Source organism: Janthinobacterium foliorum, assembly GCF_978021625.1.
Window position 1 is genome coordinate 176,017 of the sequence record NZ_CDXDQE010000001.1, and the last position, 12,199, is coordinate 188,215.

At 61.8% G+C, this 12,199-nt stretch carries 11 protein-coding genes; all 11 read right to left on the minus strand.

The features are described from left to right. Positions 1–61: 61 nt before the first annotated feature. A complete protein-coding gene (locus ACZ92H_RS00855; RefSeq protein ID WP_034752020.1) occupies positions 62–607 on the minus strand; it encodes a phosphoribosyltransferase in 546 nt (181 codons plus the stop codon). Positions 608–673: 66 nt separating this feature from the next. Beyond that, positions 674–1,987, minus strand: a complete 1,314-nt coding sequence (locus ACZ92H_RS00860; RefSeq protein WP_099667093.1) for an adenylosuccinate synthase — start codon at positions 1,985–1,987, stop codon at positions 674–676. A gap of 3 nt (positions 1,988–1,990) precedes the next feature. Continuing rightward, positions 1,991–3,151, minus strand: coding sequence for an ATP phosphoribosyltransferase regulatory subunit (locus ACZ92H_RS00865; RefSeq protein WP_131372571.1), 1,161 nt, complete (start codon positions 3,149–3,151; stop codon positions 1,991–1,993). A gap of 269 nt (positions 3,152–3,420) precedes the next feature. Next, complete coding sequence (gene hflC, locus ACZ92H_RS00870; RefSeq protein WP_131372570.1) at positions 3,421–4,308, minus strand: protease modulator HflC; 888 nt, start codon at positions 4,306–4,308, stop codon at positions 3,421–3,423. Continuing rightward, complete coding sequence (hflK, locus tag ACZ92H_RS00875) at positions 4,308–5,603, minus strand: FtsH protease activity modulator HflK (protein WP_465048328.1); 1,296 nt, start codon at positions 5,601–5,603, stop codon at positions 4,308–4,310. The genes hflC and hflK overlap by 1 nt, the downstream gene beginning before the upstream one ends. A gap of 2 nt (positions 5,604–5,605) precedes the next feature. Then, positions 5,606–6,850: a GTPase HflX gene (gene hflX, locus ACZ92H_RS00880; protein WP_465048327.1), complete on the minus strand. Its 1,245-nt coding sequence runs from the start codon at positions 6,848–6,850 to the stop codon at positions 5,606–5,608. Positions 6,851–6,964: 114 nt separating this feature from the next. Then, a complete protein-coding gene (gene hfq / locus ACZ92H_RS00885; RefSeq protein ID WP_008450615.1) occupies positions 6,965–7,201 on the minus strand; it encodes an RNA chaperone Hfq in 237 nt (78 codons plus the stop codon). A gap of 250 nt (positions 7,202–7,451) precedes the next feature. Continuing rightward, positions 7,452–8,798 (minus strand): ribosome biogenesis GTPase Der, encoded by a 1,347-nt coding sequence (gene der / locus ACZ92H_RS00890; RefSeq protein ID WP_070221915.1) that lies wholly within the window; start codon positions 8,796–8,798, stop codon positions 7,452–7,454. A 5-nt stretch (positions 8,799–8,803) separates the two neighbouring features. Continuing rightward, complete coding sequence (gene bamB, locus ACZ92H_RS00895; protein WP_465048326.1) at positions 8,804–9,949, minus strand: outer membrane protein assembly factor BamB; 1,146 nt, start codon at positions 9,947–9,949, stop codon at positions 8,804–8,806. 85 nt (positions 9,950–10,034) lie between these two features. Further along, complete coding sequence (locus tag ACZ92H_RS00900) at positions 10,035–10,703, minus strand: YfgM family protein (protein WP_131372562.1); 669 nt, start codon at positions 10,701–10,703, stop codon at positions 10,035–10,037. 53 nt (positions 10,704–10,756) lie between these two features. Next, positions 10,757–12,118: a histidine--tRNA ligase gene (hisS, locus tag ACZ92H_RS00905; protein ID WP_465048325.1), complete on the minus strand. Its 1,362-nt coding sequence runs from the start codon at positions 12,116–12,118 to the stop codon at positions 10,757–10,759. Positions 12,119–12,199 lie beyond the last annotated feature (81 nt).

The following is a 12,199-nucleotide window of genomic DNA, read 5'->3' on the forward strand; positions in this document are numbered from 1 at the left end:
TCCTTGGACGAAAAAAAAGACGATACACGATCGTCTTTTTTTAGCAAGAGCGCACGCAAAATTACTTGCCTGCTTCGCCCTTCTTGATCCACGCCGCCAGCTGGTGCGGACGCAGGCCATCGTAGTCTTCGAATGGCTGGTGGATCCATGGATTGTGCGGCAGTTCGTCGAGGAAGTAGTCAGGACGCACGACGGAGCAGCCCTTCAGCCAGATCACTGCCGATTTGACTTCGGTCACGTCCGGGAAGTTTTCCTTCAGGTGGCGCGTGACTTTATCCAGGGTGACGCCGGAATCGGCCAGGTCGTCGACCAGCAGGATGCGGCCGGCCAGCGGGCCCTTGGTCATGGTCATGTACTTGGCGATATCGAGGTCGCCGCGCACCGTGCCAGCGTCTTCGCGGTAGGAGCTGGTCGACAGGATGGCCAGTGGCAAATCAAAGATGCGCGAGAACACGTCGCCAGGACGCACGCCGCCGCGCGCCAGGCACAATACCTGGTCGAATTTCCAGCCCGATTCGTAGACCTTGAGCGCGAGGCGCTCGATCAGGCGGTGGTACTCTTCCCAGTTGACCCAGAGATGTTGATCGTTCGATTGTGGGGTAGTCATGATAGTGGAATCTTATTCTTGGCTTGATTAAAAAAATCCGCCTTGCGGCGGATTGTGTCCAGCAGCTTACTCGAATGGGTGGCGCAGCACGATCGTTTCTTCACGATCCGGACCGGTAGACACCATGTCCACCGGCACGCCGACCAGTTCTTCGATGCGCTTGATGTAGGCGCGCGCCGTCGCCGGCAGGGCCGCCAGCGATTTCGCGCCGACGGTGCTTTCCGTCCAGCCTGGCATTTCCTCGTACACCGGCACGCAGCGGGCCGCTTCTTCGGCGCCCGACGGGAAGATGTCCGTGGCCACGCCGTCGATGGTGTAGCCGGTGCACAGCTTCAGGGTCTCGATACCATCCAGCACGTCGAGCTTGGTCAGGCACATGCCCGTCACGCCGTTGATCTGCACGGAGCGGCGCAGCAGGGCAGCATCGAACCAGCCGCAGCGGCGGGCACGGCCCGTCACGGTGCCGAATTCATGGCCCACTTGCGCCAGATGGTGGCCTACGCCGGCATCCGTTGGCAGTTCCGACGGGAACGGACCGGAGCCGACGCGCGTCGTGTAGGCCTTGGTGATGCCCATGATGTAGTGCAGCATGCCAGGACCGACGCCCGAACCGGCGGCGGCATTGCCGGCCACGCAGTTCGACGAGGTGACGAACGGATAGGTGCCGTGGTCGACGTCCAGCAGCGAACCCTGCGCGCCTTCGAACAGCAGGTTGGCGCCGGCCTTGTGCGCCTTGTACAGCGCGCTCGACACGTCGGTGACCATCGGACGCAGACGCGGCACATAGGCCAGCGCGTCGTCGAGGGTCTTCTGGTAATCGATGCGCGGCGCCTTCAGGTAGTGCTCCAGCACGAAGTTGTGGTAATCGAGGTTTTCCGCCAGTTTTTCGGCGAAGCGGGTTTCGTTCAGCAGGTCGGCGACGCGGATGGCGCGGCGCGCCACCTTGTCTTCGTAGGCCGGGCCGATGCCCTTGCCCGTAGTGCCGATCTTGGCCGCGCCGCGCGCCGCTTCGCGGGCCAGGTCGAGTGCCGAGTGGTAAGGCAGGATCACCGGTGCGGCGTCCGACACTTTCAGGCGCGAGGCGACTTCGACGCCGACGGCTTCGAGCTTGTCGATTTCGCGCAGCACGTCCGGCACGGAAACGACCACGCCGTTACCGATGTAGCAGGCGACGCCCGGACGCATGATGCCCGACGGGATCAGCTGCAGCGCGGTTTTCACGCCGCCGATGACCAGCGTATGGCCTGCATTGTGGCCGCCCTGGAAGCGCACCACGCCTTGGGCGTGATCGGTCAACCAATCGACGATCTTGCCTTTACCTTCATCGCCCCATTGGGTGCCGATGACAACAACGTTCTTTGCCATAATTTTCTTTGACATCACTCAACCTAAGTTTTTAAGAATCCAGCTACTACCATTATCGGCAAGTACCAGCACGCGATCGCACTCGAACTCGTCTTGTTCATTACTGTGACCCGGCATACTCTGGATCACGACCTCGCCCGCCTTGCGCAACTCGGCGATTTTTTCCTTCAATTCTGGCGCGCTGCCCCATGGGGCGCGGATCGAATGCTTCCGTTCCGCCGTGGGGAGCAGGCGCGCCAGTTCGCGCAAATCGAGCGAGAAGCCGGTCGCGGGACGTGCCCGGCCGAACGCTTCGCCGACGTGGTCATAACGGCCGCCGCGCGCAACCGCGTTCGGCAAGCCAGGTACATACAGCGCAAACATCGCGCCACTTTCATATTGGTAGCCGCGCAGGTCGGCCAGGTCGATCGCCACTTCGGCGCGCCCCAAAGCGGATCCTGCCAGCGCCGCCAGTTCGGCCAGCGCCTTGAGCACGCCGGGCAGCGGCGGCAGCACTTCGCGCGCACGCGCCAGCACGTCGATGTCGCCATACAGGTTCGGCAAGGCCAGCAGCGCATCGCGCGTCACGGCGTCGTAGCCGGCGGTCAGCGCGCGCAAGCCCGGCGCATCTTTCGCGCGCAGCAAAGTGTACAGCGCAGCCTCGTCGCGCATGGCGGCGGCGTCTTGCGCAATGATAGCGCGCAACAGGCCGACGTGCGACAAATCCAGCCGCACGGAATCAAAACCGGCCAGTGCCAGCGAGGCGAGCGCCAGCTCCTGGATCTCGGCGTCCGCTTCCAGGCCGGCGTGGCCATAGATTTCGGCGCCGATCTGCAGCGGCTCGCGCGTGGCGTGCAAGCCCGATGGACGGGTATGCAGCACGCTGCCGGCGTAGCACAGGCGCGTCACGGTGGCACGGTTGAGCAAATGGGCGTCGATGCGCGCCACTTGCGTGGTCATGTCGGCGCGCAGGCCAAGCATGCGGCCGGACAGCTGGTCGACCAGCTTGAACGTGCGCAGGTCGGTATCCTTGCCAGCGCCGGTCATCAGCGATTCCAGATACTCGAGCAGCGGCGGCATCACCAGTTCATATCCGTAGAGACGGAAATTGTCCAGCATGAGGCGGCGCAGCTCTTCGATCTTGCGCGCTTCCGACGGCAGAACATCGGCAATATTTTCGGGCAAAAGCCAATTCGGCATGAGGGAGCGAGATACGGAAGAAAGTTGAAAAATGCATCATGCGAGGCAGCGGCGGGCGCGCCAGGCAAGAGGCCGAACCTGATATTTTACGCGAAAACCCCGCCCTTTAGGGATAAGTTCTCCGATTTGCTGCCGCGCAGCCTTAAAAACCCCTGATTTTACGCCTTCCCGCAACAACGTGGCGGGCACAAAAAAACGGGGCCGGCGTCAATGCCGGCCCCGCTGGTGCCGCCCCTGCCCTCGCGGGCCGGGACGGTCTGGATGCTGCCTTACTTCTTGGATGGCGCGGCGCTGCCGTTGCCCTTGAAGTACTTGAAGAATTCCGAGCTTGGATCGATGACCATCACGTCGCCCTTGTCCTTGAAGGTGGCGCGGTAAGCTTCCAGGCTGCGGTAGAACTTGTAGAACTCCGGATTCTTGCCAAACGCTTCCGCGTACACTTGCGACGCCTTGGCATCGCCTTCGCCGCGGATCTTCTCGGCTTCGCGGTAGGCTTCGGCCAGGATCACCGTGCGCTGCTTGTCGGCGTCCGCCCGGATTTTCTCGGAGTCGGCCGAACCGGTCGAACGCAGTTCATTCGCCACGCGCACGCGCTCGGACTTCATGCGGTCGTACACCGAGTTGTTGATCTGCTCGACGTAGTCGACGCGCTTCAGACGCACATCGACGATGCCCACGCCGATGGACTTGGCTTCGGCCGCGACCTTCGCCAGGATGGCTTCCATCACCTTGCCGCGCTGGCCCGAGATCACTTCGCGCACGGTGCGCTTGGTGATTTCATCGTTCAGCGCAGCCTTGACGATTTGCGACATGCGGTTGCGGGCGCGGCTCTCATCGCCGCCAAAGCTGCGGAAATACAGCTTCGGATCGGCGATGCGCCATTTGACGAAGGCGTCGACGAGGATGTTTTTCTTCTCGGCCGTGATGAAGCGCTCGGGTTCCGGCGTATCGATGGTCAGCACGCGCTTGTCCAGGTACATGACGTTCTGGAATGGCGGCGGCAGCTTGAAGTACAAGCCAGGTTCGCTGATCACTTCCTTGACTTCGCCGAGGGCGAAGACGATGGCGTATTTACGCTGGTCGACGACGAACACGGTCGAGGACAACAGCATGATCGCGATAAAGCCCGCGATCAGGGCGGCAACGATACGGTTCATTAGCGGCTCTCCCGTTCACGCGAAGAGCGGCTGTCGCGACGCGAATTGACTTCTACTGTCTGCATGGCTTCCTGTGGCATTACGGTGTTGGCTGCGGGTGCGGCCGCTGCGGCGCGCGCTGCCGCGGCCGAGGCGTCCGATGCCGCCGTCTGGGCGATCAATTTGTCGAGCGGCAGGTACAGCAGATTGCTGCCCGTCTTGGCGTCGACCATGACCTTGCTGGCACTGCTGAACACCTGCTGCATGGTTTCCAGGTACATGCGGTCGCGCGTCACGGCCGGCGCCTTCTGGTACTCGACCAGCACCTGCTTGAAGCGCGAGGCATTGCCTTCGGCGTTCTCGGTCACCATCGCGCGGTACGCTTCGGCTTCCTGCATCAGGCGGAATGCCGCGCCGCGCGCTTTCGGAATGACGTCGTTGGCGTAAGCCTGGCCTTCATTCTTCTGGCGTTCGCGGTCCTGGCCTGCCTTGACGGCGTCGTCGAAGGCGGCTTGCACCTGCTCCGGCGGCTGCACGGCCTGCATCGTCACGTTGTTGATGAAGACACCGACCTTGTAGCGGTCGAGGATCTGCTGCATCAGCTGCTGCGTTTCGTACGCGACCTTCTCGCGTCCTTCATACAGCACGAAGTCCATCTTGCTGCGGCCGACCACTTCGCGGATCGCCGTTTCGGCGACCTGGCGCAAGGTGTCTTCCTGGTCGCGCACGCTGAACAGCCATTCAACGGGATCTTTCAGCGTGTACTGCACCGCAAACTGGATGTCGATGATGTTTTCATCGTCCGTCAGCATCAGCGACTCGCTGGCCTGCTTGTTGCGCAGCGACTGGCGATAGCCCACTTCCACCGTGCGCACTTGCGACACGTTGACGGTTTCGTCGGTCTGGAACGGATACGGCCAGCGCCAGTTGAAACCGGCCGGCGTGGTGCGCGTGTATTTGCCGAAGGTCAGCACGACGCCGCTCTGGCCCTCTTGCACGATGAAGGCGCCGCTGGCGAGCCAGATCAGCACCGCGATCACGCCGACGACGCCGGCGGTGATGCCGGCGCCCTTCATGTCGGGACGCGGGCCGTTGCCGCCGCCATTGTTATTGCCGCCATTGTCGGGACGGTTCTTCTGTCCGAAAAAGGCATTCAGGCGCTGATTGAAATCGCGCCATAACTGGTCGAGGTCCGGCGGACCTTCACCGGGCTTTTTGCCTTCTTGGGCTTTCTTGCCGTCGTCCTTGCGATTGCCCCAGCGGGGATCGTTCAGGGACAACTTCAAGCCTGTTTTTTTGAGTAGGGAGACAAGCATAACTATCGTGTTCCGACTTTGGAGTGGGTGGAAAACCTATCGTCCTCGCCAGGCTCTTCGGCCTGGTCCGGGGCGGCGCCATCGTGCTGGTCCTGCTGGTCGTACTGACCGTCAAACTGATCTTCCTGCAGCTGGGCTTCGCCGCTCCCATCGTTCTGATAGAGGTGGGCCGAACCCGGCGCCTTCCTGGCCATCTCGACAATGGCATCGCGCAGCAGATCGAGGCCGCTGCCCTTCTGCGCGCTGACGAACACGCGACTGATCGTAGCATATTCGTCGCGCTCGACCGAAGGCTCCAGGCCGGCCGCATCGATCTTGTTCCACACGAGAATTTGCGGAATATGATCGGCGCCGATCTCTTTCAAGACCAGGTTGACCTGTTCGATCTGCTCCATGCGCACCGGCGACGCGGCGTCGACGACGTGCAGCAGCAAATCGGCATGGATGGTTTCTTCGAGCGTGGCGCGGAAAGCGGCCACCAATTGGTGCGGCAATTCGCGCACGAAGCCGACCGTGTCGGAGATCACCACATTGCCCACTTCCTGGCCCAGGTACACCCGGCGCGAGGTCGTGTCCAGGGTGGCGAACAACTGGTCGGCGACATACACGCCGGCCTTGGTCACGGCATTGAACAGGGTCGACTTGCCGGCGTTGGTATAGCCGACCAGGGACACCGAGAATGTGTGATTGCGGCCGCGCGCGCGGCGCTGCGTTTCGCGTTGCTTGTGCAGTTTTTCCAGGCGCGCGCGCAAGGCCTTGACGCGGTCGCCGATCAGCCGGCGGTCGGTCTCGAGCTGCGTCTCGCCGGGACCGCGCAAGCCGATACCGCCCTTCTGCCGTTCCAGATGGGTCCAGCCGCGGATCAGGCGCGTGGCCAGATGCTGCAGCTGGGCCAGCTCGACTTGCAGCTTGCCCTCGTGGCTCTTGGCGCGCTGCGCGAAGATGTCGAGGATCAGGCTGGTACGGTCGAGCACCCGCACATTCAGGCGCTTTTCCAGATTGCGCTGCTGGGCAGGTGACAGGGCGTGATTGAAGATGACGATTTCCAGGCCATCGTTGACGACGGCGTCGCCAATTTCATCGGCCTTGCCGCTGCCGACGAAATACGCGGAATCCGGACTGGAACGCTTGGCCGTGATGGTGGAAATCGGTTCCGCGCCAGCCGAACGCGACAACAGCATGAGTTCCTCCATGCTGGCGGCGAAGTCGCTGTGACCGAAGTCAACCCCGACTAGTGCCGCGCGCATGATGGCAACTGTGTCGTTGAAACGGACGCCGACGCCGATGCAAACGCATCAGCGCCGCTGGCGCGGACGGGGGCGATGAAGGGTGAAAGGCGCTGGGCCGTCAAGCTCAACGCTTTACTCCGCTTCGGATTCAATATTGAGATTGACGGCACGGGCCGGCACCACTGTCGAGATGGCGTGCTTGTACACCATCTGCGTGACCGTATTGCGCAGCAATACGACATATTGATCGAACGATTCGATATGGCCCTGCAATTTAATGCCATTGACCAGATAGATCGAGACAGGAACATGCTCTTTGCGTAATGCATTGAGGAATGGGTCTTGTAACAGTTGCCCTTTGTTGCTCATAACAGCTCCGTTGTTTATGTTGTTGTGTAAGAATTGGAGGCGACTCGCTTGATTTCAAGTGCTCTCACACCTTTCAAAGAGAGAAAGATGCGTCACAGCTACTGTAACCTGTTTTCGCGATCGCTGTCGCGCATGGCGCATTAACACTTTATTATTTCCGTGCAAATGGCCATATTTATTTGCTGTCGGCGCCGCATTATTGCCGCGGCGCCTTAATTAACGCTTAACTTAACGCTTGAGTCCGCAGTTTTTACTTGCTGGGCGTGCGTGCAAACGGATTTTTACCCGTGCGCAGCTCGATGCGCAATGGCGTGCCGACGAGCGCAAAGGTATCGCGGAAATGTTTTTCCAGATAGCGCTTGTACGGATCGCCAACGGCATCCAGTGCATTGCCGTGAATAACGATCACAGGCGGGTTCATGCCGCCCTGGTGGGCATAGCGCAGCTTCGGACGAATCGAACCCTTGCGGCGCGGCTCCTGCTTCTCCACGGCCTCGATCAGGGCGCGCGTCAGCTTCGGCGTCGACAGGTCGCACATGGCGGCCGCATACGCGGCATTGAGCGACTTCATCAGTGGACCGATGTTGGTGCCCTTCAGCGCGGAAATGAAATGCATCTGCGCGAACGACAGGAAATCGAGCTTGCGGTCGATATCGATCTTGATCTCGTCGCGCTGGTGCGATTGCAGGCCATCCCATTTGTTCACGGCCACCACCAGCGCGCGGCCCGATTCCAGGATGAAGCCGGCGATATGCGCATCCTGCTCGGAAATATCCTGCTGCGCGTCGAGCATCAGCACCACCACGTTGGCCTCGGAAATCGACTGCAGGGTTTTCACCACCGAGAATTTCTCGATCGCTTCGAATACCTTGCCGCGGCGGCGGATACCGGCCGTGTCGATCAGCGTGTATTGCTGGCCATCGCGCTCGAACGGAATCTCGATCGAGTCGCGCGTCGTGCCCGGCATGTCGAAGGCGATCACGCGCTCTTCGCCCAGCAGGGTGTTGATCAAGGTCGACTTGCCCACATTCGGACGGCCGACGAGGGCGATCTTGATGCCGCGGTCGGTCTTTTCCAGCTCTTCAGGCTCATCCGGACGCTGCGCGAACGCCAGGTCCAGCATCACTTCGACGAGGTCGTTGACGCCGTCGCCGTGCGCCGACGAGATCGCGTACGGATCGCCCATGCCCAATTCATAGAATTCGGACACGACGGCCGTGTAGCGCATGCCTTCGCTTTTGTTGACCACCAACAAGACCGGACGACCGCTCTTGCGCAGGAAGTCGACGATGGTCTTGTCATGCGGAGTCAGGCCTTGACGGCCGTCCACGATGAAGACCACCACATCGGCCTCGGCCACGGCCTGCTTGGTCTGCAGTGCCATCTGGTGCATGATGCCTTCCTTGGCGACGGGTTCGAAACCACCCGTATCGATGACCAGGAAGGGACGTTCGCCGACACGGCCTTCGCCATAGTGACGATCGCGCGTCAACCCAGGCAAATCCGCCACCAGCGCATCGCGCGAGCGGGTCAGACGATTGAATAAAGTCGATTTCCCAACATTGGGTCGACCTACTAGTGCAATTACCGGCTTCATTTGTATTACTCGACCGCGAGAGCGGTCACTGTCCCTGATTGGGTTTGAAAAATCAAATTCGAACCGGCAACAACGGGAGCCGAAACAATCGGGCTGCCGTCGGTGCTGACCCGACCTATTAATGCGCCATCTTCCCGTGACAGGAAGTGGATATAACCTTGATAGTCGCCGACGGCGACGCTGCGGCCAAACGAGGCCGGCGTCGACAGGCGGCGGCGCGCCAGCGCATCATTCTTCCACGCGCTCTGGCCGCCGTCGCGGCTGAACGCCACCACGGCGCCCTGGTCGTCGGCGGTGAACACGAAACGCTGGTCGACGGCCACGCCCACATCGGACGAGATCGGCTTGGTCCAGCGCGGCACGCCCGTGGCGGCGTCGAAACAGCCGACCTTGCCCTGGTACGTGACGGCGCACACTTCGCCCTCGAACACCACCGGCGTGCCGGCGATGTCGGAGACACGCTCCAGTTCGGTTGCGCCGCGCGGTTCGCTGACGACGATTTCCCAGCGTACCACACCGGTCGCCGCCGTCAGGGCCAGCAGCTTGCCGCCCGGCTGGGCCACATACACGTTCGCGCCGCCCAGCACCATGCCCGGGGCATTGCGCAGGGTCAGCGCCGGCGTGGCGCGCTGCACGGTCCATTTGCGCTCGCCCGTCTTGGCATCGAAGCCGACGATGCGGTTATCCACGCTGCGCACCACCACCACGCCCTGGCCGACGACTGGCGGCGTCAGCACTTCGCTGGACGCCTGCGCCTTCCACAGCTGCTTGCCGTCCGCGTCAAATGCCAGCACGGCGCCCTTGGCGGCGCCCACGGCCACCACGCTGCCATCGCTGCCGGCGCTCGAGGTGATATCGCTGCCCGCCTTGATGCGCCAGGTTTCGCGGCCGCTGGCCGCATCGAGGCGCGCCAGCGCGCCGTCGGCGTTGACCACGTACAGGCTGCTGCCGGCCAGTGCCGGCGTGAACGCATACACGCCCGCCTTGCCGATCGAATATTTCCAGGCGTCGCGCACGGCGATGCTCGATTTTAACTCGACCAGCTTGGCCGGTTCGGTTTTCGGATCTTTCGAGGCGAACGGGTTCCAGGACGAGCAACCGGCCATCAGGGCCAACAGGCTTGCAGCTACCAGCTTTTCAGTGACACGCATAAGTGTTATCCAACCTTTTTCTTGTACTTGTAAGGGCAAGGCGGGCGGCGAAGAACGCCGCACGGCCGCACCATCAGTGTTCCTGTCAGGCGGCGGCCTTGTCAGCCTTGGCCTTGTCTTCCGGTACCGTACCGCCGATCGCTTCCAGTTTGACCTGGATCAGTTGACGGCCTGGATTGTTCTTGTCCGTCGCTGCTATCGCGGCCAGATAGGCGGTGCGGGCATCGGACAGCTTGTTTTGCGCCACCAGGATGTCGCCCTTGCGGTCGGCCACGGCGCCGGCAAATTGCGGCACGGTAGCCGTCGCCAGCACTTTCAGCGCTTCATCGTAGGCTTTTTCATCCAGCAGGACGCCGGCCAGGCGCAGCTTGGCGATGGCCTTGTATTCGTCCGTGCCATGCTCGGCTACCCATTGCAGCTGGGCCTTCGCCGTTTTCAGGTCGTTCGCATCGAACGCCACCTTGGCCGCGGCCAGGGCGCTCATCTGCGCGTAGGCCGTGCCGCTGAAGCGCGACTGCATGTCGCCGGCGGCGCGCATGACCTTGGCCGTATCCTTGGCGGCGATGGCGTTTTGCAGCTCGTCGTACAACTGGCCCGCTTGCGCCGCCTGGGTGCGCTGGTAGTACTGCCAGCCGGCCCAGCCGCTATAACCTGCCAGCGCCACGATCAGGACCCAGGAGGTCAGATTGCCATTGCGCTGCCACCAGGCCTTGAGGGTTGCCAGTTGTTCTTGTTCTTCGTGATCGTATGCCATGGTCGTCAGTTTTAATGAGTAGTTGATCGAGGGTAGAACTGTATTGCTTCAAATCAGTGGTGGTGATGCACGTGGCCGCCAGGACCATGGTCATGGCCGCAGTCGTGGTCGCCGATGATCTGGTCCACCACGTAGTCGACGACATCGTCGAACGGCACCGTGTTTTGCTGCGCGCCCGCATCGGCCTCGCGCATGGCTTTCACCGTGGCGACGTTATTGGCGATTTCATCGTCGCCCATGATCACGGCAAACGCCGCGCCGCTGGCGTCGGCCTTCTTCATTTGCGTCTTGAAGCTGCCGCCGCCGTTGCTCGCTGCGCAATGTAGCACAACGTCCAGACCCGCATCGCGAATGCGCTCGGCCAGCACGAAGGCTTGCAAGCCTGCCTGCTCGCCCTGGTGCACCAGGTAGACGTCGCACTGCGCCGGCTGCTCTGGTTCGGCCGCGTCCTTCATCAGCAGTACCAGGCGTTCGACGCCCATGCCGAAACCGACGGCGGGCGTCGGCTTGCCGCCAAACATTTCCACCATGCCGTCATAGCGGCCACCGGCGCAGACCGTGCCCTGTGCGCCCAGCTTGTCGCTGACCCACTCGAACACGGTGCGGTTGTAGTAATCCAGGCCGCGCACCAGGCGTGGATTGATGGTGAATGGAATATTGTTGTGATTCAAGATCTTCTGCACGCCGTGGAAATGCGCCAGCGATTCCTCGCCCAGGTAGTCCAGCAGCTTCGGCGCGCCGTTGACCAGGTCCTGCATGGCAGGATTCTTGGTGTCGAGGATGCGCAGCGGATTGCTGTGCAGGCGGCGCTTGGTTTCTTCGTCGAGCAACTCGCTGTGGCCTTCCAGGTAGGCGATCAGGTCGGCGCGGTGGCGCAGGCGCTCTTGCGCGTCGCCGATCGAATTGAGTTCCAGGCGGATGCCTTCGAGGCCCAGGTCATCCCACAGGCGGCGCGACAGCATGATGATCTCGGCGTCGATATCCGGGCCCGTGAAGCCGATGGCTTCCACGCCGAACTGGTGGAACTGGCGGTAGCGGCCCTTTTGCGGGCGCTCGTGGCGGAACATCTGGCCCTTGTACCACAGGCGTTTCGGACCTTCGTAGACGAGGTTGTGCTCGACCACGGCGCGCACCACGCCCGCCGTGCCTTCCGGGCGCAGGGTCAGGTTGTCGCCGTTCATCGAATCGGTGAACGAATACATTTCCTTTTCCACGATATCGGTCACGGCGCCGATGGCGCGCGCGAACAATTTCGTCTCTTCCACGATCGGCGTGCGGATCTGCTGGAAGCCATAGCTTTGCAGCACGGACTGCGCCGTGTTTTCAAACAATTCCCACAGCGGGGCATCGGCGGGCAGCACGTCATTCATGCCTTTCACCGCGGTAATTTTATCGAATTTTTTATTTTCGGACATAGTGTTCTTCTTTGCTTTAACTTGATTGTCGGATGACGCGCGTAGCGCCTCGGCGGCCCCGCTAATCCGACCTACCCGACC

Excerpts from the sequence above, each read along its gene's own strand:
- der (WP_070221915.1), bottom strand. The coding sequence starts at position 8,798 with ATGAAGCCGGTAATTGCACTAGTAGGTCGACCCAATGTTGGGAAATCG.
- bamB (WP_465048326.1), bottom strand. The coding sequence starts at position 9,949 with ATGCGTGTCACTGAAAAGCTGGTAGCTGCAAGCCTGTTGGCCCTGATG.
- hfq (WP_008450615.1), bottom strand. The coding sequence starts at position 7,201 with ATGAGCAACAAAGGGCAACTGTTACAAGACCCATTCCTCAATGCATTA.
- hflK (WP_465048328.1), bottom strand. The coding sequence starts at position 5,603 with ATGCTTGTCTCCCTACTCAAAAAAACAGGCTTGAAGTTGTCCCTGAAC.
- ACZ92H_RS00900 (WP_131372562.1), bottom strand. The coding sequence starts at position 10,703 with ATGGCATACGATCACGAAGAACAAGAACAACTGGCAACCCTCAAGGCC.
- hflC (WP_131372570.1), bottom strand. The coding sequence starts at position 4,308 with ATGAACCGTATCGTTGCCGCCCTGATCGCGGGCTTTATCGCGATCATG.
- ACZ92H_RS00855 (WP_034752020.1), bottom strand. The coding sequence starts at position 607 with ATGACTACCCCACAATCGAACGATCAACATCTCTGGGTCAACTGGGAA.
- hisS (WP_465048325.1), bottom strand. The coding sequence starts at position 12,118 with ATGTCCGAAAATAAAAAATTCGATAAAATTACCGCGGTGAAAGGCATG.
- hflX (WP_465048327.1), bottom strand. The coding sequence starts at position 6,850 with ATGCGCGCGGCACTAGTCGGGGTTGACTTCGGTCACAGCGACTTCGCC.
- ACZ92H_RS00865 (WP_131372571.1), bottom strand. The coding sequence starts at position 3,151 with ATGCCGAATTGGCTTTTGCCCGAAAATATTGCCGATGTTCTGCCGTCG.
- ACZ92H_RS00860 (WP_099667093.1), bottom strand. The coding sequence starts at position 1,987 with ATGTCAAAGAAAATTATGGCAAAGAACGTTGTTGTCATCGGCACCCAA.